This window comes from Pseudomonas sp. FG6, from assembly GCF_057809015.1.
On sequence record NZ_JBMDJD010000008.1, the window covers coordinates 13989 to 35330 of the forward strand.

Below are 21342 nucleotides of genomic sequence, written 5' to 3' on the forward strand. Positions count from 1 at the left end.
AACCTTACAACTCTGTGTACCTGAAACAATGCAGGGGCCTGCTTCGCAGGCCGGCGGGAGCAAGCTCCCTCGCCACAGAGATCCAGGAGCGAACGCCAGATCTGCAAGCAGCCGCAAGCTGCTGAGCAAAGCATGCTCATGCCAAACAACATCATTCCCCGGTGTCACTGAAGCATCGCCGCCGACGCCTGTTCAATCCGCTGGAAAAACATCTGCGCACGAATGTCCTGGGTATAGGCCACATTCAGTCGCAGCCAATCGCACGCCTTTCCGTCGGGCAGGAACGTCGCGCCCGAGGACAGTTGCACGTCCAGCTCCCGGGCGATTTGCTGCACGCGCGACGCTTCCAGTCGTCGAACCCTGGCCCAGACGAACAATCCGCCCGTGGGCTCGGCAAAGACTTCCCAGTGCGACGGATCGAGCAGGCGCAGGGTGCTCGCCATCTGCTTGTTCAGGCGCTGGCGCAAGCGCTGGACCAGTTTGCGATAGGCCCCGTTGGCCAACAGCGTCGCCACGACGTTTTCCGCCAGCAACGAGCAACCGATGCCGGTGACCATCTTGATCTCGGCCAGGCGTTGGATGATCGCCGGTTGCGCGACCACATAACCGACCCGCAGCGAACTGGACAGTGTCTTGGAGAAACTGGCGAGGTAGATCACCCGGTCCAGGGCGTCGAGCGTCGCCAACCGCGAGGTCGTGCCGTTCTGGAAGTCGGCGTAGATGTCGTCTTCGATGAGGCGAAAGTCATGCCGCGTCGCCAGTTGCAGCAAGCGATAGGCGACGCTGGGCGCCAGGCTGGTGCCGGTGGGGTTCTGGTACATGCTGTTGATGAAGAAGTACGAAGGCTTGTGCTCGGCCAGGAGCCGTTCCAGGCTGGCGATGTCCGGCCCTTGGGCGGTCCTGGGCACCGCCAGGGTCTTGACCCCGTGCAGCTTCAGCAGGTTGAACAGGTTGTAGTAGCCAGGGCTTTCCACCAGCACCAGGTCCCCAGGCTTGAGCAGCGTGCGCACCAGCAGGTCGAGGCCATGGCTGGCGCCCTGTGTCGTGATGATCTGGCTTGGATCGACGTGGATGTCCATCAGGCCCAGGCGCTTTTGAATGTGCAGGCGCAGTTGGGCCGAGCCCAACGGGGTGCTGTAGTTGAACAATGCCTGACTGTCGCTGCGCACCACCTGGCGGATCGCCTGGGCCAAGTCGGTGTCGTCGCGCCAGGTGTCGGGCAGCCAGCCACAACCGAGCTTGAGCTGCGCCGACGCCGGCTCGAACAACTGCCACTTCTGCTGATCCGGCTCGGTTTCAGGGACGATGGGCCGCGGCAATGGCTGCGCGACAAAGAACCCCGCACCATGCCTGGACTCCAGGACACCGCTGGCCACCAGTTGGTCGTAAGCCTTGATCACGCTCGACAGGCTCAGCCCATTGTCCCGGGCCAGGTGCCGAATGGACGGCATGCGGGCGCCGGGGCGGATGCCATGGGCGGCGATCCAGGCCGTGACCCGGTCCACCAGTTGGCGGATCACGGGTTCAGCCGCGTTGCGATCGATATTCAGGTCCACGGCAGGCACGCTCGCTCAAGTGTTCGCAAATTTTCAGCGAACAGTTAAGCATAAAAGGCGTCGGTCTGTTCCTTGTTCGGGGCGTGCCCGCACGTGATAGTCCACGGACTTCACCCTCAGGCATCGCGCCATAAGGAACGCTTTTGAACACTCAGCATCGACACTCGTGGGGACTGGCCTTCGGCTTGTGCCTGATCACCCTGGCGGTCAACCTGCAAGCACCGCTGTACACCACCTATGCCCAGTTGTCCGGCTATGGCGCCGGCGCGACGGCGGTGGCGTTTTCCGGCTACGTACTGGGGGTGTTGCCGGTGTTGTTGGCTCTGGGCGGCCTGGCCGACCGGGTCGGACGCAAACCGTTGATCCTGGTAGCGCTGGGCCTGTCGATGCTGGCCACCGTGGTCACGTCGCTCTGGCCGAGCCTGCCGGCGCTGGGTGTGGCGCGACTGATGATGGGCGTCGGCACGGGGTTGGCCTCGGCGACCTCGACGGCCTACATGGCCGAGCTGATGGCCACTGGCGATGCCCGCGCCTCGTCCAACCGGGTCACCGCCAGCACGTCCCTGGGTTTTGGCCTGGGCGCGGCGTTGACCAGTCTTTTCCTGTTCGCCCACCCCAGCGTCACGCCGGGCAGCTTCTGGTTGCAGTTGGCCTTGGCTGGCCTGGCGATCGTCGTGGTGTGGCGGCTGCCGGACCCCGCCGTGAAACGCCGCAGCGCACCGCTGTTGCGCCCGCCATTGTTTCCCGCCGGCAGCCTGCCCTACAGTTTTTCCATGCTGCTGGCCTGGGCGACGTCGGGCCTGGTCATCGCGATCCTGCCCTCCGTGCTCGCCACCCATGACCTGCAGCGCTGGTCTGGCTTGTCGACCTTTACCGTGATCAGCTGCGGCTTGCTTTTCCAGCCGTGGGTTCGTCGCCTGCATCCGGCCCGGGCCACCGGCCTGGGGTTGTTGATCCTGCCGTTGAGCTACGCATTGCTGGCCTGGGGCGCGAGCACCGGCTCGCTGCTCGCCGTGCTGCTGGGAGCGTTGGGGGCCAGCAGTGCGTGCTACGGCTTTCTCTATCTCGGCGGGTTGTCGGCCATTACCGCGATGGCCGGCGCGGAAAAGGCCCGGGTCAGCGCCGGGTTCTTTCTGTTCGCGTACATCGGCTTCAGCATTCCGGTGGTGGTGACCGGGCTGCTGGCCGACGCGTTCGGCGCTGAGGTGGCGCTGATCGTGTTCGGCCTGGCCTTGCTGGCCGGTGCGTCGGTGACTGGATGGTACATCGTCCGAGCGCAGGCTTATGTGAGCCACCTCTCCCACGGCTGAACCCAAAACCCTGTGGCGAGGGCGCTTGCTCCCGCTCGATTGCGCAGCAATCGCAAAATGTCGGGGCTGCTACGCAGCCCAGCGGGAGCAAGCTCCCTCGCCACGCAGTCCGCACCCTGCCCCCGCTGCAAACAGGGGGCGACGTCTCGGGACACTGCACCCGGCAAAGTCGTATACCATATCCCCATCTCAGCCGAACGACCCGCCGCCGTGACCTTATCCAAGTTCAATCTGCCCGACCTGGGCAATACCCCTTCCACCTCGGAGATCATCACCCTTCACCTGCGTGAAGCGATTGTCGCGGGGCATTTTGCCGAGGATGAGCCGATTCGCCAGGACGACATCGCCCGTCAGTTCAACGTCAGCAAGATCCCCGTGCGCGAAGCCCTCAAGCGCCTGGAGGCCGAAGGCCTGGTGATGTTCCAGCGCAATCGCGGGGCGATGGTCACGCGCATTTCCGAGGCGGAACTGGCGCAGATGTTCGAAGTGCGCATGCTGCTGGAAGACAAGGTGCTGCGCCTGGCGATTCCCAACATGAGCGAAGAAACATTTGCCCGCGCCGAAGGCATCTGCCGCGAATTCATCGGCGAGGACGATGTGGGACGCTGGGCCGAACTGAACTGGCAATTGCATGCCTGCCTCTACGAACCGGCGCAACGGCCCTTCATGGTGGGGTTGATCCGCTCGGTCCACGACAAACTGGAGCGCTACCTGCGCATGCAGATGAGCCTGTCGGCGGGCAAGGACCGCGCCGATCACGAGCATCGGGAAATCATCAAGGCCTGCCGTGCCGGCGACGTCGAGCGGGCCGTGGGGCTGCTGGACGAACACATCGCCGGGGTCTGCGAAAGCCTGTTCAAGTTCCTGCCTTCAAGCCATTGATGGCTCGGCACTGTGCCGATTTCGTCATGGACGACGGATAAAGCCATCAAGCCATCGCCCCGCTGCGCGAGCCACCCTTGAGGTCACTCATCCGAACGCACAGGGGCGCCCATGAAACGCATCAGCGTGATCGATTCCCACACCGGCGGCGAGCCGACCCGCCTGGTCATCGACGGTTTCCCAGACCTGGGCCGCGGCAGCATGGCCGAACGCAAGCAGTGCTTGGCGACAGAATACGATGCCTGGCGCAGTGCCTGCGTGTTGGAACCACGCGGCAGCGATGTGCTGGTGGGAGCGCTGTTGTGTGAGCCGGTGGACCCCCGCGCCTGTGCCGGCGTGATCTTCTTCAACAACAGCGGCTACCTGGGCATGTGCGGCCACGGCACCATCGGCCTGGTGGCATCGTTGGCCCATTTGGGCCGGATCGGCCCCGGCGTGCACAGCATCGAGACGCCGGTGGGCACGGTGCAGGCGACTCTGCACGATGACCACTCGGTCAGCGTGCGCAACGTGCCGGCCTACCGTTATCGCAAGGCGCTGGGCCTGGACGTGCCGGGCATCGGTCCGGTGGTGGGCGATGTGGCCTGGGGCGGCAACTGGTTTTTCCTGATGGCTGGCCATGGCCAACGGGTCGCGGGCGACAACCTCGACGCCCTGACCGCCTACACCTACGCCGTGCAACAGGCCTTGGAGCAGCAGGGTTTTCGCGGCGAAGACGGCGGCTTGATCGACCACATCGAACTGTTCACCGACGACCCGCATGCCGACAGCCGCAACTTCGTGCTCTGCCCCGGCAAGGCCTACGACCGCTCCCCTTGCGGCACCGGTACCAGCGCCAAACTGGCGTGCCTGGCCGCCGACGGGAAGCTGCAACCGGGACAGACCTGGCGCCAGGCCAGTGTCATTGGCAGCCAGTTCGAAGGCAGCTACGAACGGGCGGGCGAACGCATCGTGCCGACCATTCGCGGTCGCGCCTACATCAGCGCGGAAACCACGTTGATCATCGAACAGGACGACCCCTTCGCCTGGGGCATTCGCCCGTGAGCGAGGGCCCTGTGGCCGATGTGATCATCATCGGCGCCGGCATCATCGGCGCGGCGTGTGCCCAGGCCCTGGCCTTGCGCGGCTTGCAAGTGTTGGTGCTGGATGCCGGCTGGCATGGCGCCACGGCGGCCGGCATGGGCCACTTGCTGGTACTGGACGATAACCCGGCGGAACTGGCCCTCAGCCAATACTCCCTGCGGCGTTGGCGCGGCCTGGCCCCCGCACTGCCCGACAGCTGCGCCTGGCGTAACAACGGCACCTTGTGGCTGGCGGCCAACGCCGAGGAAATGGCCGTGGCCCACAGCAAATACCTCAACCTGCTGGCCCATGGCGAAGCCTGCAAGCTGATCGGCCAAGCGGCGCTGCAGCAACGCGAACCGCAATTGCGCGAAGGCCTGGAGGGCGGGTTGCTGATCAAGGGCGACGGCATCCTGTATGCCCCAGCGGCGGCCTGCTGGATGCTGGATCACGGCAATATTCGTCAGCAGCGCGCCCGGGTCGTTGAAGTGGATGGTCAGCGCGTGCGCCTTGACGACGGTCGCTGGCTGAGCGCCGAAGCGGTGATTCTCGCCAACGGTATCCAAGCCACCGAACTGTGCCCGGAACTGCCGATCGAACCGAAGAAGGGCCATCTGCTGATCACCGACCGCTACCCCGCCACCGTCACCCATACGCTGGTGGAGTTGGGTTACGTCACCAGCGCCCACAACGCCAGCGGCCCGTCGGTGGCCTGCAACATCCAGCCACGGCCGACCGGGCAATTATTCATCGGCGCCTCGCGGCAGTTCGGCAGCGTCGACCCGCATGTCGAAGGCTGGATGCTGGCGAAAATGCTCAAGCGTGCCGTCGATTACCTGCCGGGGTTGGCGCAGCTCAACGGCATCAGGGCCTGGACCGGTTTTCGCGCAGCGAGCCCCGACGGTTTGCCACTGGTGGGGCAACACCCGCAACGCCAGGGCCTGTGGCTGGCGGTGGGGCACGAAGGCCTGGGCGTCACCACGGCGCCCGCCACCGCCGACCTGCTGGTCGCGCAGCTGTTCAACGAAACCTCGCCCCTTGCGGCGCAACCTTACCTGCCGCAGCGTTTTCTCGGAGAACCCGCCCATGCCTAAGCCCCGACACACAGCCCCAGTGGCGAGGGAGCTTGCTCCCGCTGGGCTGCGCAGTAGCCCCAAAACAGGGCCGCTTCGCGCCCCAGCGGGAGCAAGCTCCCTCGCCACAGGTTCTGGGTGTGCTCCTGACATCCGCTTGACCAAGGAGCACCAGCCCCATGCCTGACTTGTTCCTGGACGGCCACCCACTTTCGGTCGCCAACGGCACCAGCGTCGCGGCGGCCTTGGCGTTGGGTGCGGACGGTTGCAGCCGGACCTCGGTCAGCGGCCAGCGCCGCGCACCGTTGTGCGGCATGGGCGTTTGCCAGGAGTGTCGGGTGCTGATCGACGGCCGGCGCCGCCTGGCCTGCCAGACCCTTTGCCACGACGGCATGCAGGTGCAGACCCGGCCATGAACGAAACCACCGACCTGCTGATCATCGGTGCCGGCCCTGCCGGCATGGCCGCCGCCCTTGCCGCAGCAAGCAGCGGTGCACGCATCGTGGTGCTGGATGACAACCCGCTGCCGGGCGGGCAGATCTGGCGCGACGGTCCCCAGGCCCAATTGCCCGTGGAGGCGCGTCGTCTGCGCGAACAATTGCAGGCTTGCGCCAATGTGCGGTGCCACAGCAGCACGCGGGTGATCGCCTGCGCCGCCGAGCGAACCCTGCTGGTGGAGGATGCCGAGCGTGGCTGGCAGATCACCTACCAACGCCTGATCCTGTGCACCGGCGCCCGGGAGCTGCTGCTGCCGTTTCCCGGCTGGACACTGCCCGGCGTCACCGGCGCCGGTGGCTTGCAGGCGCTGGTCAAGGGCGGCCTGCCGGTGCGCGGCGAACGGCTGGTGATCGCCGGCAGCGGCCCCTTGTTGTTGGCCAGCGCCGCCACCGCCAAGCAGCACGGGGCGCAGGTGGTGCGGATCGCCGAGCAAGCCGGTCGCCACGTCGTCGCCGGTTTCGCTGCGCAACTGCCGCGCTGGCCGGGCAAGCTGTGGCAATCGCTGCATCTGTTCGACCGTCACTACCGCACCGGCACCCACGTGCTGGAAGCCCTGGGGAACGGGCGGCTCGAAGGCGTGCGCCTGTGGCAGCACGGTCGAACCTTTGAGCTGGCCTGCGACCGACTGGCCTGTGGCTTCGGCCTCATTCCCAATACTCAATTAGGCCAGGCCTTGGGCTGCGGTGTGGACAACCAGGCCCTCGCGGTCGATGCCTGGCAAGCCACCACCCGCCGCGACCACTACGCGGCGGGGGAATGCACCGGGTTTGGCGGCAGTGAACTGGCCTTGGTCGAAGGGGCCATTGCAGGCCACGCCGCCGTCGACAATAACGCCGCCGCCCAAAGGCTGTGGCCGCGCCGCGCCCGCTGGCAGGGGTTCGCCCAGGCACTGCACCGCGCGTTCGCCCTCGACGCGCGCCTCAAGACCCTCGCCCACGCCGACACCCTGGTCTGCCGCTGCGAAGACGTGCCCTACGGCCAACTGGTCGGGCAGGAAAACTGGCGCGAAGCGAAACTCGCCAGCCGTTGCGGCATGGGCGCCTGCCAGGGTCGAGTCTGCGGCGCCGCGCTGGAGCACCTGTTCGGCTGGACACCCCCCGCCCCGCGCCCACCGTTCAGCCCGGCACGGATCGAGACCTTGCTGAACCTGGAACAAACCCCGCCGACCTGAGCAAGACACACCTTCAGCCCCCTGAGTTTGCCCCAGTTCAAGCTCGCGCCAGGCGGCGATCTGGCGAAGTCAGCCCCCCAAAACCGTGGCGAGGGAGCTTGCTCCCGCTCGACTGCGCAGCAGTCGCAAACCGGGCGACGCGGTCTGCCTGAAGCAATGCAGGGGCCCGCTTCGCAGGCCAGCGGGAACAAGCTCCCTCGCCACATTGAATGGGTGTCATATGAACCGCGAACGCCCGCGGGTGCCTGCTCACGCTGGCAGCGTGACAGGCACCCGACTTTCGACTGACACTGCACACCTCCCCAAAAGACGACGCCGGCCATGTACCCCTCGCTCACCGCCTTCGCCCCTTGCGACCTCGACACCCTGCTCAACAGCCTGCAATCCATCGCACCGCTGCTGGACACCCTGGCGGACGTGGTGTTCTTCATCAAGGACCCTCAGGCCCGCTACGCCTTCGTCAACCAGACCCTGGCCCGGCGCTGTGGCTTCAAGCACAGCAGCGACTTGCTCGGTCTCACCGCCGAGCAAGTGTTCCCCGAGCGGTTTGGTCCGGTGTACACCGAGCAGGACCGCAAGGTGCTCGCCAGCGGCCGGGAACTGGCCGACCAGCTCGAACTGCATCTTTATTACGGCAACCAACCGGTGTGGTGCCTGACCCACAAGCTCGCGCTGCGTGACGCCCATGAGCGGATCGTCGGCCTGGCTGGCATTTCTCGCGACCTGCAACGGCCGCAATCGAGTCACCCGGCGTTCCAGAAACTGGCGGCTGTGGACGCCCACATCAAAAGTCACTTCGCCCACCCCATCAGCCTGGCCGAATTGACCGCCATCGCCGGCCTCTCAGTGGCGCAGCTGGAGCGGCACTGCAAGCGCATCTTCCAGCTCACGCCACGGCAGATGATCCACAAGGCGCGCCTGGAAGAAGCGTCCCGGCTGTTACTGGACCACGACCTGCCCATCACCGAAGTCGCCCTGCGCTGCGGTTACACCGACCACAGTGCATTCAGTCGCCAGTTCCGCGCCCTGACCAGCCTCTCGCCCAGCCAGTTTCGTGAAAATCAGCGCTGACGCGTGTTCTCCTGTGGGGCGTGATGCGTGCGGTTGCTCCCATCTGTAACACTCGCCAGCCACCCCTACCGCAGCGCCAAAACCCGGCGCCGCCGAATTATTTTTAAAAATCAATCCATTACCAGACTTTCGGGCAGAGCACATAAATCGGCATGCCGATTGCTTATCTAATATCGTATACGAAATCCTAAATACGATATTTCACCGCATTTATTCGACAGCGAGGCATTTATGAAAAACCCAGCACTGGCCGTAGCCCTCAGCGTTGTTCTCACGCCCCTCTTCATCGCCTCAGCCCAGGCCGACAAGCTCGACGACATCATCGGCTCGGGCAAGCTGCGCTGCGCCGTGACCCTGGACTTCCCGCCCATGGGTTTTCGTGACGAAAGCAACAAGCCGGCGGGCTTTGACGTGGACTACTGCCACGACCTTGCCAAGGTCCTCGGCGTCGATGCCGAAGTGGTGGAAACGCCATTCTCCGACCGCATCCCCGCGCTGCTGTCCGGCCGTGCCGACGTCATTGTCGCTTCTACGTCCGACACCTTGGAGCGGGCCAAGACCGTTGGCCTGACGGTGCCCTACTTCGCCTTCCAGATGGTCGTGCTGACCCGTGACAACACCGGCATCAACAGCTACGCCGACCTCAAGGGCAAGGCCCTGGGCAACACCAGCAGCACCTACGAAGCCATTGCCCTGGAGAAGGACCAGAAGAGTTGGGGCAGCGGCAGCTTCCGCGCCTACCAGTCGCAGAACGACACCCTGTTGGCCGTCGCCCAAGGGCATATCGATGCCACCGTGGTGACCAACACTGTGGCCGCCGCGACCATCAAGTCAGGCAAGTACAAGGGCCTGAAAATCGCCGGTGACGCGCCCTACGTCATCGACTACGTGTCCCTCGGCGCCAAGCGCAGCGAATACGGTCTGCTCAACTACCTCGACCTCTTCGTCAACCAACAGGTGCGCACGGGCCGCTACAAGGAACTGTTCGTCAAATGGGTCGGCACCGAGATCCCACCCGCCAACCTGACCGTGCCCCAGGTCTACTACTGAGGGGTGCGGCATGCCAAGCACGCCTACCCGCGTAACGGGCCGCAGCCTGGTGGAGGGTGCCGCCCAGGGCACCCTGTTGTTCGCCGACGTCGGCTTGAGCTTCTGGGGCGGGGTCGACTCGGCCAGCGGCGAGGTCATCGACCGGCATCACCCGTTGAGCGGCGAGCGCCTGGCCGGCCGTGTGCTGGCGATTCCCAGTGGACGCGGCTCCTGCACCGGCAGCAGCGTCTTGATGGAGCTGATCAGCAACGGTCACGCCCCCGCCGCGCTGATCCTGGCCGAAGCCGATGAGATCCTCACCCTGGGCGTGCTGGTGGCCGAGGTGATTTTCCAGCGCTCGCTGCCGGTGGTGTGCGTGGGACGCGAGGCCTTCGACAACCTGCGCGGCCAGGGTTTCGTCCGGGTCGAAGGTCATCGCCTGACCCTCTCCGGCCGTCGCCCCTCCGATGACTGGCAGGCGGCGGACGCCCCCTTGCCGCCCACCGCGACGTCACCCGTACATTTGACCGACCAGGACCGGGCACTGCTCGACGGCACCCACGGCAAGGCCGCCCAGATCGCGATGCAGATCGTGCTGCGCATGGCCCGGATCCAGGGCGCAACGCAACTGCTGGACGTGACCCAGGCCCACATCGACGGCTGTATCTACACCGGCCCGGCGAGCCTGCGCTTCGCCGAGCAACTGGTGCAATGGGGGGCAAAGGTGCGCGTGCCCACCACCCTCAATGCCATTTCCGTGGACCAGCGCCGTTGGCGCGAGCTGGGCGTCGACCCGGCCCTGGGCGAGCCGGCCAGTGCCTTGGGCGATGCCTACATGGCGATGGGTGCACAACTGAGCTTCACCTGCGCGCCCTACCTGCTCGACAGCGCGCCGAAAACCGGCGAGCAGATCGTCTGGGCCGAATCCAACGCGGTGGTCTACGCCAACAGCGTGTTGGGCGCGCGCACGCAGAAGTACCCGGACTTTCTCGACATCTGCATCGCCCTGTGCGGTCGGACGCCGTTGACCGGCTGCCATCTCGACGCTCCGCGCAAGGCCCGGTTGATCATCGACGTGCCGCAACTGGGTGACGTGGACGACAGTTTCTACCCGCTGCTGGGCTACCACATCGGCAGCCTGGCGGGCCGGCGCATTGCGCTGATACGCGGCCTGGAACACGCCGCCCCGACACTGGACGACCTCAAGGCCTTCGGCGCCGCGTTCGCCACCACCAGCGCCGCACCGCTGTTTCATATCGCCGGGGTCACACCGGAAGCCCTCGACCCGGTCGATGTATTGGAAGGCGACGCTTCGCTGCCCCGGGAAACCGTCGACACCGCCGGCCTGCTTGCCAGCTGGCGCGAGCTCAACAGCGCCCGGGACCATCGGGTGGACGTGGTGTCGCTGGGCAACCCGCACTTCTCCCTCAGCGAATTCGCCCGCCTCGCGACCCTGTGCGCGGGCCGGGTCAAGCATCCGAATGTGGTGCTGGCGATCACCTGCGGCCGGACGGTGCTGGAGCAGGCACGCAAGGCCGGGTATCTGGCGGCCATCGAAGGGTTTGGCGCGACGCTCGTCACCGACACCTGCTGGTGCATGCTCGGCGAACCCGTGATCCCGCCGGGCGCCACCACCCTGATGACCAACTCTGGCAAGTACGCCCATTACGCGCCGGGCCTGGTGGGACGCGAGGTGCATTTCGCCAGCCTCAAGGAATGCGTCGAGGCCGCCTGCACCGCCACGACCCGTGCCCAACCGCCGCAGTGGCTGCAACCCACCGCCCGCACAGGGAGCCCCACCCATGTTTGACTACAGTTTCCAATGGCGCCCGGCCTTTCGCGCCCTGCCCGACATGCTCGCCGGGGCCTGGGTCACGTTCGAGACAGCGGCGTTGTCGATGATCTTCGGCGTGCTGATCGCCCTGGTGCTGACGGTGATGCGCCAGGCCCGTCAGCCACTGCTGCGGGGCGTGGGCAACGGCTGGGTCTCCGTCGCCCGCAACACGCCCTCGCTGTTCCAGATCTACATCCTCTATTTCGGCCTCGGCTCCCTTGGGTTACACGTCAGCTCATGGCTGGCGCTGCTGGCCGGGATCACCTTCAACAATGCCGGCTACCTGGCGGAAAATTTTCGCGGCGGCCTCAAGGCCGTGCCGGGCACGCAGATGCGCGCCGCGCGCTCGTTGGGCATGAGCGCCTTCCAGGCCTACCGGATGATCATCGTCCCGCAACTGTTGCGCATCGTCTTCTACCCACTGACCAACCAGATGGTCTGGGCAGTGCTGATGACCTCCCTTGGGGTGGTGGTCGGGCTGAACAACGACCTCACCGGCGTCACCCAGGAATACAACGTGAAGACCTTCCGCACCTTCGAATACTTCGCCCTCGCGGCGGTGCTCTATTACCTCATCGCCAAATCGATCGTCGGGCTGGCCCGACTGTTGTCCTGGCGCCTGTTTCGTTACTGAGGAGGGTGGGTCATGTTTTCGACGAGTCTCACCGTTAACGACCTGCTGTTCTTGCTCGACGGCGCCTGGGTCACGCTGCAACTGACTGTGTGGTCGATCCTGCTGGGCAGCCTGGCCGGGCTGCTGTTCGGCCTGCTGCGAGCGTTGCTGCCCCGGGCCAGCCTGCCCCTGGCATGGGTGCTGGACGTGTTTCGCAGTGTGCCGCTGCTGATCCAGTTCGTACTGTTCAACTCGCTCAAGAGCATCGCCGGCCTGGACCTCGGCGCCTTTGCCGTCGGCTGCATCGTGCTGGGGGTCTACGCCGCCGCGTACTTCACCGAAATCGTCCGCGGCGGCGTCCTGGCGGTGCCCTTGAGCACGCGCCGGGCCAGCCGTTCCCTGGGCCTGAGCTACGTGCAGGACCTGCGCTTCATCGTCCTGCCGATTGCCACCCGGGTGGCCTTTCCCGGCTGGCTGAACCTGGTGCTGGGGGTGATGAAAGACACCGCGCTGGTGATGTGGATCGGCATCGTCGAATTGCTGCGGGCGTCGCAAACCATCGTCACACGGATCCAGGAACCCCTGCTGGTGCTGTGCATCGCGGGGCTCATCTATTACCTCATGAGCCTGGTGGTCGCCCGCCTTGGCGCACGTCTGGAAAGAAGGTGGCAGGAAAATGATTGAGATCGAAAACGTACACAAATCCTTCGGTGACCTGGAAGTGGTCAAGGGTGTGAGCCTGACCGTGGACAAAGGCGAAGTGGTGTCGATCATCGGCGGCTCCGGCTCCGGTAAATCGACCTTGCTGATGTGCATCAACGGCCTGGAACCGATCCAGCAAGGCAGCATCCGGGTGGACGGCGTCGAGGTCCATGACCGCGGCACCGACCTCAATCGCCTGCGACAGAAGATCGGCATCGTCTTCCAGCAATGGAACGCCTTCCCACACCTGACCGTGCTGGAAAACGTGATGCTCGCGCCGCGCAAGGTGCTGGGCAAAAGCAAGGAAGAGGCCGAGGCGCTGGCGGTCAAGCAACTCGAACACGTGGGCCTGGGGGACAAACTCAAGGCCTTTCCCGGCAAGCTCTCCGGCGGCCAGCAACAGCGCATGGCGATAGCCCGGGCGCTGGCGATGTCGCCGGACTACATGCTGTTCGACGAAGCCACCTCGGCCCTGGACCCGCAACTGGTGGGTGAAGTGCTGGACACCATGCGCATGCTCGCCGAAGACGGCATGACCATGGTGCTGGTGACCCACGAGATCCGCTTCGCCCGCGACGTGTCCGACCGCGTGGCGTTCTTCTGCAACGGCAGGGTCCATGAGATCGGACCGCCGGAGCAGGTGATTGGCAATCCGGTGCAGCCCGAGACGGCGGCGTTTCTCAAGTCGGTGAAATAACAAATGGCCCCTTCGCAAGCAAGCCCGCGCCCACACTGTTTCGTGTACACCACAAAACCCTTTGTGGGAGCAAGGCTTGCCCGCGATGGGGCCCGAATAGACAACACAAGGATCTGACCCATGCGCTCTTCCAGAATCATCCATGTCGTCAGCTGCCACGCCGAAGGTGAAGTCGGCGATGTGATCGTCGGCGGCGTCGCCCCGCCATCCGGCGCCACGGTGTGGGAACAGTCACGCTGGATCGCCCGGGACGACACCCTGCGCAACTTCGTGCTCAACGAACCCCGTGGCGGTGTGTTCCGCCACGTCAACCTGCTGGTGCCGGCCAAGGACCCACGGGCGCAAATGGGCTGGATCATCATGGAGCCGGCCGACACCCCGCCGATGTCCGGCTCCAACTCGCTGTGCGTCGCCACCGTGCTGCTGGACAGCGGCATCCTGCCGATGACCGAACCCCAGACCCGCCTGGTGCTCGAAGCCCCCGGTGGGCTGATCGAAGCCGTCGCCGACTGCCGCGACGGCAAGGTGCAACGGGTGGAAATCAAGAACGTGCCCTCCTTCGCCGACCGCCTCGACGCCTGGATCGAAGTCGAGGGCCTGGGCTCATTGCAAGTGGACACGGCCTACGGCGGCGACAGTTTTGTCATCGTCAACGCTCAGCGCCTGGGCTTTGCCATTCGCCCCGACGAGGCCGCCGAGCTGGTGGCGGTGGGCTTGAAGATCACCCGCGCCGCCAATGAGCAACTGGGCTTCACGCATCCGCTGAACCCGGACTGGTCGCATATTTCGTTCTGCCAGATCGCCGCGCCCATCGTCCACGAGCACGGCATCGCCACCGGCGCCAACGCCGTGGTGATCCAACCCGGCAAGATCGACCGCTCCCCCACCGGCACCGGTTGCTCGGCGCGCATGGCGGTGTTGCAGGCCAAAGGGCTGATGCAGGTGGGAGAACGCTTCATCGGGCGCTCGATCATCGGCTCCGAATTCCATTGCCGCATCGACTCCCTGACCGACGTGGCCGGGCGCCCGGCGATTTACCCGTGCATCGCCGGACGGGCGTGGATCACCGGGACGCATCAGCTGTTGCTCGACCCGGCCGACCCCTGGCCCCAAGGCTATCGGCTTTCCGATACCTGGCCCGGCGCATGACTCCCAGACTCGCATCGCCCCCTGTGGGAGCAAGGCTTGCCCGCGATGAAACTGACATGGTCTTCCATGGGAACCGAGGCGCCTGTATCGCGAGCAAGCTTTGCTCCCACAAATCCTCTCGCCACAAAACCATTAACAATCGGAGACAACCATGAGCAAACGCATCAACTGGAGCGGCGTATTCCCCGCCGTCACCACCCAATTCAACGATGATTTTTCCATCAACCTGGAAAAAACCCATCAGGTCATTTCCAACGTCATCCGCGATGGCGTCTCCGGCCTGGTGGTCTGTGGTTCGGTGGGGGAAAACACCTCCCTGAGCGCCGAGGAAAAAATCGCCGTGACCGAGGTCGCGGTGGACGCTTCCCGTGGCCGGGTGCCGGTCATCTGCGGCGTGGCCGAGTTCACCAGCGTGCAGGCGGCCAAGGTCGCCAACGCGGTGCGCAAGGTCGGGGTCGACGGGGTCATGCTGATGCCGGCACTGGTCTACGGCTCCAAGCCGTTCGAGACCGCCGAGCATTTTCGCTACGTGGCCCGGAATGCCGACGTGCCGCTGATGGTCTACAACAACCCGCCGATCTACAAGAACGACGTGACCCCGGACATCCTGATTTCCCTGGCCGATTGCGACAACGTGGTGTGCTTCAAGGATTCCTCTGGCGACACTCGGCGCTTCATCGACGTGCGCAATGAAGTCGGCGACCGTTTCGTGCTGTTCGCAGGCCTGGACGACGTGGTGCTGGAAAGCCTCGCCGTGGGCGCCGAAGGCTGGGTCTCGGGCATGTCCAACGTGTTCCCCAAGGAAGGCGAGACCATCTTCCGCCTGGCCCGCGCCGGACGCTTCGCCGAAGCCATGCCGATCTACGAATGGCTGATGCCGATCCTGCACCTGGACGCCCGCGCCGACCTGGTGCAATGCATCAAGCTGTGCGAAGCCATCGCCGGCCGCGGCAGCGCCCTCACCCGCCCACCGCGCCTGGCCTTGCCGACAGAGGACCGGTTGTACGTCGAGCAGATCATGGCCAAGGCCCTGGCCAATCGGCCGGAACTGCCGGATGTGGGGCTTTAAGGTCCGACCTGCGCCGCAAGGCAGATGAAGAACTCCCTGTGGGAACGGGCTTGCTCCGGGCGGCGATCCGACGAAAGCGGTCTATCTGGTATGACTATGCTGGATGTACCGCCGTCTTCGCGAGCAAGCCCGCTCCCACAGGGGTTTGTGGTGAACCCACAGGATTTGTGGCAGAAATGAGAGAGAGGCTTGCCATGAATTATTTCCTGGCCCAGGCCCTGAACAATCAATGGGCCAACCACAGGCTGCTCAGTGCCTGCGCAGAACTGAGCGAGGCCGACTACGAGGCCAACTCATGGCGCACGCATTGCTCGTAATAGGTTTGCTTGACGGCGGCCGGCTTGAGGCGCGAGGCGCTGTTGTACGTCTGCTCGGTGATGCCCAGGGCGCTCATGCGCATCCACGGACGGGAAAACCTGCGCACTTGCAGCTTCCTGCGAGCGCCGTAGAGGCTGACGCCGGACAGCTTCGACGCCTGCGCCCCCGCGGCGATGTCCGACCCCCAGCGGCACACGGACTGCTGGTTCTGCGTCAGCGCCTTGGCCTGGGCCCCGAACGAGACGGCAGCCAGGAAAAACGTTGCCACGACCCACTTAGAAATACGCATAGGTTTGTCGCCCAACTTTCTGAAAGGAAAGAAGTTTGACTTCATCCAAATGAGCAAGGGGCCAGCACGGCTGAGCAATTCCTTTGTGGTGAGAGGACCTGTGGGAGCAAGGCTTGCCCGCGAAGCAGACAACTCGGTTCCAGATAGGCCGCGCCGACTTCATCGCGGGCAAGCCTTGCTCCCACAGATAAATCCCGTCGCCACAAGCAAGCTCCCTCACCACAGGTCTCAACCGGCCTTCGCCTCCTGCAACAACTGCTGGATCACCTGCTCCTGCTCACCGTAGCGCCCTTCGCCAAAATGGCTGTAGCGCACCTGCCCCTTGGCATCGATGAAGTAATGGGCCGGCCAGTACTGGTTGTTGAAGGCCCGCCAGATCGCGTATTGGTTGTCGATAGCGACCGGATAATGAATGTCCAGCTTGCGCACCTGCTCACGGACGTTGTCGATGATCTTTTCGTAGCCGTATTCCGGCGTGTGGACACCGATCACCACTAATCCATCCTTTTCATACTTTTTCGCCCATTCGTTCACATAGGGCAGCGTGTGCTGGCAGTTGATGCAGTCATAGGTCCAGAAGTCCACCAGCATCACCTTGCCCCGCAGGGCCTCGCGGTCCAGTGGCGGTGAGTTCAACCACTGCACCGCGCCGTCCAGCGCGGGCATGGTGCCCTGGGGTTCGAGGCTCGGCATGGAGGCGGCGCCGGCCTGGCTGACCAGGTAATCGATGGCCTTGGGCACCTTTTCCAGCACCCGCTGTTCCAGGCTCGACGCGCCTTCGGAAGACGTGTTGGCGAGCAATCGGTTATCGACGCCCGTGCCAATCGCCACCGCCGCCAGCAGCACCAGCGCTCCGGTGCCGCGGCGCAGCCAGGTGGTGATCGGCAGCGAGAGTTTCAGCCGACCGACCAACCCGCGCCCAGGGCCTGTCGTTCGGCGTCCAGTACTACGAGCGATACCAAAGCGCCAAGTCCACCATGCTCGGTAATCTGGAAAGCGATGTCGCGACCTCCGTCGCCATCCTCGACCGGCTACCGGCCGGCGAACGCCAGGCCTGGCTGGCGAAACTCACCCGGCCCAACTATGACTACCGGCTCGACGAAGGCCAGTCCGGCCAACCGATGAGCGCGGCCGACGCGCCGGTGTCGGTGAGCTCGATCCAGGAAGCGATCGGCAAGGCCCACCCGTTGACCTTCACCGACCTACCGGGGCCACGCAAACACTATCAGGCTCATCTGCGCCTGAACGACGGCAGCCCCCTGACCATCGACGTCCGCCCGGCAATGACACCCCTCTCGCCCTGGTTGCCGGCGGTGCTGCTCGGGCAACTGGCGCTGCTGATCGGCTGCACCTGGCTGGCGGTGCGCATCGCCGTGCGCCCGCTGACCCGATTGGCCGGCGCAGTGGAAACCCTCGACCCGAACGCCCACGGCGTACGCCTGGACGAAAAGGGCCCGGTCGAAGTGGTGCATGCCGCCAAGGCGTTCAATGCCATGCAGGACCGAATCGCGGCTTATCTCAAGGAACGCATGCAGTTGTTGGCGGCGATTTCCCATGATTTGCAGACCCCGATCACGCGCATGAAGCTGCGCGCCGAGTTCATGGACGAGAGCCTGGAGAAGGACAAGCTCTGGAGCGACCTGGGTGAAATGGAACACCTGGTGCGCGAAGGCGTGGCCTACGCCCGCAGTCTCCACGGCGCCACCGAGGCCAGTTGCCGTATCAGCCTGGATGCGTTTCTCGACAGCCTGGTGTTTGACTATCAGGACACGGGCAAGGACGTGCGGTTGTCCGGCAAGAACGCCGCCGTGATCGACACCCGCCCCCACGCCTTGCGCCGGGTGCTGGTCAACCTGGTGGACAACGCCTTGAAATTCAGCGGTGCGGCGCAGATCCAGGTGCAACCGGCCGACAACGGCCAACTGGCGATCCGCGTACTGGACCGCGGCCCCGGCATCAATGAACAGGAATTGGCCGAAGTGCTCAAGCCGTTCTACCGGGTGGAAAGCTCGCGCAACCGCGAAACCGGCGGCACCGGCCTGGGCCTGGCCATCGCCCAGCAACTGGCAATGGCCCTGGGCGGCTCACTGACCCTGAGCAACCGCGAAGGCGGCGGCCTCTGCGCCGAACTCCGCCTGGAGCGCAACAGCCCGCTCGCCGGCTGAGCTCGCTGTGGGCGCCCGCCCAGATACCCCAACCCCCTGTGGCGAGGGAGCTTGCTCCCGCTCGGCTGCGCAGCAGTCGTAAAACCAGCCAATGCGATTCACCTGAATCAATGCAAGGGCCTGCTGCGCAGGCCAGCGGGAGCAAGCTCCCTCGCCACAGGGGCCGGTTGGGGTTTGGGGGTCTAAATACCCTACCGGATGCCAGGTTAATTAAGTTAATCGATCGGTCAGCCGATACAGAGGCGTGCGGGATATTTCACGTTTAGCTGATGATTTGTTTATGACTGAAGATGCTGGCAACGACACTGCTGTTTCTCCCTCGGCCCTGCCAACCCGAAGTTTCACCCGCCGAACCTTCCCGGCCATCATGCTCCTGCTCTTTGTCATGTCCGCACTGGCCATCGCCGTGTTGCTCGACATCACCGAAGCCCAAGACACCCGCGCCCGGCAACAAAGCCTGTTTTTTGCCCAACGGGCCATCGATGGCCTGAGCCGCGGCATCGGGCGCGATCTGAGCGACTATTCCAAATGGAGCGACGCCTACCGGCATTTGCATGTCCAGGTGGACAAGGCGTGGGCCTATGACCAGGAAAACGTCGGCAGCAGCGTGTTCTCGCTCTACGGCTACCAGGCGGTGTTCGTCATCGCACCCTCCGGCAAGACCGTCTATTCGGTGATCGACGGCCAGATGAGCAATGTCGATGCCGACACCTGGCTGGCCGGTGACCTGCGCGCCCTTAAAAAGAAAGCCAGCGCCAAGAAAAATCGCGATGAAGTGATTGTCGAGCTGATGCATCACAACGACGCACCCGCCTACGTCGCCACGTCAGCCATCACCACCGGCACGGACCACAGCGTGGCCGAAATACCGGGCCCACCCAGCCTGATGCTTTTTGTCAAAGTCCTCGACACCACGGCCCTGCAAGGCCTGGCAACGGACTATGCGCTGTCCAACGCCCACATCGCCCGGTCACCGGGCCCGGCTGACACCGCCCAGCTGTTGCTGGATCCGTTGACCCAGGAAGCCTTGGCATGGCAACCCGCGACCCCCGGGCATGATCTGCGCAAGGTCCTGCTGCCCTTGCTGGCGATGGCGTTGCTGATCCTGGCGTTTCTGGCCCTGGCCGTGTTGCGCCATGCCTTGGTCATGCTGCGCGCCCAGGAGCGTCAATACACCAGCCTGCTGGCCCATCGCAAGGCGTTGGAGCGCAGTGAAGAACGCTTTCGCGACATCGCCGAAGTGTCGTCCGACTGGCTGTGGGAGGTGGACGCGAACGGGACACTGACCTACCTCTCGGAGCGCTTCGAACAGGTGACCGGCTTCAGTCCGGCCGAATGGCTGGGCAAGCCCCTGCACCGGCTGCTCAACCCTCACGACGGCTCGATCTCGATCGCCCACTGGCTGCTCGGCGGCGCCAGCAACTGCGCGAGCGCCCCGTTGCTGTGCGAATACACGGCCCGCAACCAGCGCCTGCGCACTTGCAAACTCTCGGTCCGCGCCATCGAGGCCGGAACCCAGGGCTTTCGCGGGACCGCCACGGACATCACCGAGGAACTGCGGGCGCTGGCCCAGATCAAGCACCTCTCGCTGCACGACCCGCTGACCGGGCTGGCCAACCGCAACCGCCTGTTCGACTGCCTCAGCGAACATTTGGACCCGGCCAGCGGCATGCCGCTGGCCGTGTTGAACCTGGACATGGACCGGTTCAAACCGGTCAACGACTCCCTGGGCCATGCCGTCGGCGACAAGGTGCTCAAGGAAGTCGCCCATATCCTCCAACAGAACGTGCGCGGCACCGACCTGGTGGCCCGCCTGGGCGGCGACGAGTTCGTCATTGTCATGCCCGACCCGGGCACGACGCACGACCTGGATCAGCTGTGCAAACGGCTGATCGATTGCATGCAGCGCCCCATGCACCTGGACGGCAACACCTTGTACCTGGGCGTGAGCATCGGCGTGGCCTGGTCACAGCCCGGTATCAGCCGTGCCGATGAGCTGCTGCGCCAGGCCGACATCGCCCTGTACGCCGCCAAGGCCGCCGGCCGCAACACCTGGCGCGTGTACGTGGAGGCCATGGGTAACCTGGCCCGCGACCGTCGGCGATACGAGCAGCAACTGCGCGACGCCATGCACCGCGATCAGTTGGAACTGCGCTACCTGCCACGGTTCGACGTGAGCGCTGAACAACTGCACGGCTTCGAGGCCCAGGCTTTCTGGCATCACCCTGAAAAAGGCGAGCTGGGCGGAACCGAGTTCATCCCGGTCGCAGAAGCCTCGGGCCAGCTGGAAGAGCTCGGCACCTGGCTGTTGACCAACGTCTGCGAAGAAGCCATGGCCTGGCCAAGCACCGTCAACGTGTCCGTCGCGGTTTCGCCGAAGTGGTTCAGCAGCAGCTTCTTGCTCGACCAGGTGCAAGGTGCTCTGCAGGCCAGCGGCCTGGCGCCGGATCGCCTGACCCTGGAAGTGGCCGAAGGGATTCTGCTGGTCGACCACCACACCGTTGCCAACACCTTGCATGCCCTCAAGGCACTGGGCGTGCGGATCAACATCGACCAGTTCGGCACCAACATCGCGTCCCTTCGCGAGGTGCTGAACCAACCGTTCGATGGCATCCGTTTCGACCGCAACATCCTCTCGCAGCTGGGGCTGGAGCACGATGAGCAAGGCGTGCTGGCGATGATCCGACTCAGCCGCAGCGTCGGCCTGATGGTTACCGCCGAAGGCATCGAGAACGCCCGGCAGTTCAGCCAACTGCGTAGCGTGGCCTGCGACCATGTGCAAGGCCCCTACTTCGGCTCGGCGCTGGCCCGCTCGGAGATGGCCGCGTTCTTCACCGCCCCAAGGTGGCTATGA

General features: G+C 64.8%; 18 protein-coding genes and 2 pseudogenes. 17 read left to right on the forward strand and 3 right to left on the reverse strand.

What is annotated here, in order from left to right; genetic code table 11:
- Positions 1–164 precede the first annotated feature (164 nt).
- Positions 165–1556: an aminotransferase-like domain-containing protein gene (locus ACODSJ_RS07095; RefSeq protein WP_489101158.1), complete on the reverse strand. Its 1392-nt coding sequence runs from the start codon at positions 1554–1556 to the stop codon at positions 165–167.
- 143 nt (positions 1557–1699) lie between these two features.
- Here ACODSJ_RS07095 and ACODSJ_RS07100 point away from each other — a divergent pair, with 143 nt between their 5' ends.
- The 15 genes from ACODSJ_RS07100 (at position 1700) to ACODSJ_RS07170 (ending at position 16033) form a co-directional block, all read left to right on the forward strand.
- A complete protein-coding gene (locus tag ACODSJ_RS07100; RefSeq protein ID WP_489101038.1) occupies positions 1700–2866 on the forward strand; it encodes an MFS transporter in 1167 nt (388 codons plus the stop codon).
- Positions 2867–3076: 210 nt separating this feature from the next.
- Entirely contained in the window at positions 3077–3748 is a 672-nt protein-coding gene (locus tag ACODSJ_RS07105; RefSeq protein WP_489101039.1) for a GntR family transcriptional regulator, read from the forward strand.
- Positions 3749–3859: 111 nt separating this feature from the next.
- The gene (locus tag ACODSJ_RS07110) at positions 3860–4792 is read left to right on the forward strand and encodes a 4-hydroxyproline epimerase (protein WP_489101040.1); all 933 of its coding nucleotides are present in this window, start codon (positions 3860–3862) and stop codon (positions 4790–4792) included.
- Positions 4789–5904, forward strand: a complete 1116-nt coding sequence (locus ACODSJ_RS07115; protein WP_489101041.1) for an NAD(P)/FAD-dependent oxidoreductase — start codon at positions 4789–4791, stop codon at positions 5902–5904. The genes ACODSJ_RS07110 and ACODSJ_RS07115 overlap by 4 nt, the downstream gene beginning before the upstream one ends.
- Before the next feature lie 158 nt (positions 5905–6062).
- Positions 6063–6299, forward strand: a complete 237-nt coding sequence (locus ACODSJ_RS07120) for a 2Fe-2S iron-sulfur cluster-binding protein (protein WP_489101042.1) — start codon at positions 6063–6065, stop codon at positions 6297–6299.
- Positions 6296–7552, forward strand: a complete 1257-nt coding sequence (locus tag ACODSJ_RS07125; protein WP_489101043.1) for an FAD-dependent oxidoreductase — start codon at positions 6296–6298, stop codon at positions 7550–7552. Before ACODSJ_RS07120 ends, ACODSJ_RS07125 begins: the two co-directional genes overlap by 4 nt.
- A 321-nt stretch (positions 7553–7873) precedes the next feature.
- Positions 7874–8623, forward strand: coding sequence for an AraC family transcriptional regulator (locus tag ACODSJ_RS07130; protein WP_489101044.1), 750 nt, complete (start codon positions 7874–7876; stop codon positions 8621–8623).
- A gap of 231 nt (positions 8624–8854) precedes the next feature.
- Positions 8855–9673, forward strand: coding sequence for an ABC transporter substrate-binding protein (locus ACODSJ_RS07135; protein ID WP_489101045.1), 819 nt, complete (start codon positions 8855–8857; stop codon positions 9671–9673).
- Between the two features lie 10 nt (positions 9674–9683).
- Entirely contained in the window at positions 9684–11462 is a 1779-nt protein-coding gene (gene lhpI, locus ACODSJ_RS07140; protein ID WP_489101046.1) for a cis-3-hydroxy-L-proline dehydratase, read from the forward strand.
- Entirely contained in the window at positions 11455–12120 is a 666-nt protein-coding gene (locus ACODSJ_RS07145) for an amino acid ABC transporter permease (RefSeq protein WP_489101047.1), read from the forward strand. The genes lhpI and ACODSJ_RS07145 overlap by 8 nt, the downstream gene beginning before the upstream one ends.
- A gap of 12 nt (positions 12121–12132) precedes the next feature.
- Positions 12133–12783: an amino acid ABC transporter permease gene (locus tag ACODSJ_RS07150; RefSeq protein ID WP_489101048.1), complete on the forward strand. Its 651-nt coding sequence runs from the start codon at positions 12133–12135 to the stop codon at positions 12781–12783.
- Complete coding sequence (locus ACODSJ_RS07155) at positions 12776–13498, forward strand: amino acid ABC transporter ATP-binding protein (protein ID WP_489101049.1); 723 nt, start codon at positions 12776–12778, stop codon at positions 13496–13498. Before ACODSJ_RS07150 ends, ACODSJ_RS07155 begins: the two co-directional genes overlap by 8 nt.
- A 120-nt stretch (positions 13499–13618) precedes the next feature.
- Positions 13619–14647: a trans-3-hydroxy-L-proline dehydratase gene (locus tag ACODSJ_RS07160; protein WP_489101050.1), complete on the forward strand. Its 1029-nt coding sequence runs from the start codon at positions 13619–13621 to the stop codon at positions 14645–14647.
- 151 nt (positions 14648–14798) lie between these two features.
- Positions 14799–15716 (forward strand): dihydrodipicolinate synthase family protein, encoded by a 918-nt coding sequence (locus ACODSJ_RS07165; RefSeq protein WP_489101051.1) that lies wholly within the window; start codon positions 14799–14801, stop codon positions 15714–15716.
- A gap of 194 nt (positions 15717–15910) precedes the next feature.
- Entirely contained in the window at positions 15911–16033 is a 123-nt protein-coding gene (locus tag ACODSJ_RS07170; RefSeq protein WP_489101052.1) for a hypothetical protein, read from the forward strand.
- Here the strand turns inward: ACODSJ_RS07170 and ACODSJ_RS07175 are convergent.
- Entirely contained in the window at positions 15997–16323 is a 327-nt protein-coding gene (locus tag ACODSJ_RS07175) for a hypothetical protein (protein WP_489101053.1), read from the reverse strand. The genes ACODSJ_RS07170 and ACODSJ_RS07175 overlap by 37 nt on opposite strands.
- 228 nt (positions 16324–16551) lie before the next feature.
- Positions 16552–17244: pseudogene (locus ACODSJ_RS07180) on the reverse strand (thioredoxin family protein); the annotation flags it as partial.
- Here ACODSJ_RS07180 and ACODSJ_RS07185 point away from each other — a divergent pair.
- Positions 17241–18488, forward strand: a pseudogene (locus ACODSJ_RS07185) (ATP-binding protein); the annotation flags it as partial. The pseudogenes ACODSJ_RS07180 and ACODSJ_RS07185 sit on opposite strands and share 4 nt — an antisense overlap.
- A gap of 280 nt (positions 18489–18768) precedes the next feature.
- A complete protein-coding gene (locus ACODSJ_RS07190; RefSeq protein WP_489101054.1) occupies positions 18769–21342 on the forward strand; it encodes a bifunctional diguanylate cyclase/phosphodiesterase in 2574 nt (857 codons plus the stop codon).

What these genes read in the sequence shown, in the direction of transcription:
- ACODSJ_RS07110 (WP_489101040.1), top strand. Translation starts at nt 3,860, where the DNA reads ATGAAACGCATCAGCGTGATCGATTCCCACACCGGCGGCGAGCCGACC.
- ACODSJ_RS07120 (WP_489101042.1), top strand. Translation starts at nt 6,063, where the DNA reads ATGCCTGACTTGTTCCTGGACGGCCACCCACTTTCGGTCGCCAACGGC.
- ACODSJ_RS07125 (WP_489101043.1), top strand. Translation starts at nt 6,296, where the DNA reads ATGAACGAAACCACCGACCTGCTGATCATCGGTGCCGGCCCTGCCGGC.
- ACODSJ_RS07130 (WP_489101044.1), top strand. Translation starts at nt 7,874, where the DNA reads ATGTACCCCTCGCTCACCGCCTTCGCCCCTTGCGACCTCGACACCCTG.
- ACODSJ_RS07135 (WP_489101045.1), top strand. Translation starts at nt 8,855, where the DNA reads ATGAAAAACCCAGCACTGGCCGTAGCCCTCAGCGTTGTTCTCACGCCC.
- lhpI (WP_489101046.1), top strand. Translation starts at nt 9,684, where the DNA reads ATGCCAAGCACGCCTACCCGCGTAACGGGCCGCAGCCTGGTGGAGGGT.
- ACODSJ_RS07145 (WP_489101047.1), top strand. Translation starts at nt 11,455, where the DNA reads ATGTTTGACTACAGTTTCCAATGGCGCCCGGCCTTTCGCGCCCTGCCC.
- ACODSJ_RS07150 (WP_489101048.1), top strand. Translation starts at nt 12,133, where the DNA reads ATGTTTTCGACGAGTCTCACCGTTAACGACCTGCTGTTCTTGCTCGAC.
- ACODSJ_RS07155 (WP_489101049.1), top strand. Translation starts at nt 12,776, where the DNA reads ATGATTGAGATCGAAAACGTACACAAATCCTTCGGTGACCTGGAAGTG.
- ACODSJ_RS07160 (WP_489101050.1), top strand. Translation starts at nt 13,619, where the DNA reads ATGCGCTCTTCCAGAATCATCCATGTCGTCAGCTGCCACGCCGAAGGT.
- ACODSJ_RS07165 (WP_489101051.1), top strand. Translation starts at nt 14,799, where the DNA reads ATGAGCAAACGCATCAACTGGAGCGGCGTATTCCCCGCCGTCACCACC.
- ACODSJ_RS07170 (WP_489101052.1), top strand. Translation starts at nt 15,911, where the DNA reads ATGAATTATTTCCTGGCCCAGGCCCTGAACAATCAATGGGCCAACCAC.
- ACODSJ_RS07175 (WP_489101053.1), bottom strand. Translation starts at nt 16,323, where the DNA reads ATGCGTATTTCTAAGTGGGTCGTGGCAACGTTTTTCCTGGCTGCCGTC.
- ACODSJ_RS07190 (WP_489101054.1), top strand. Translation starts at nt 18,769, where the DNA reads ATGACTGAAGATGCTGGCAACGACACTGCTGTTTCTCCCTCGGCCCTG.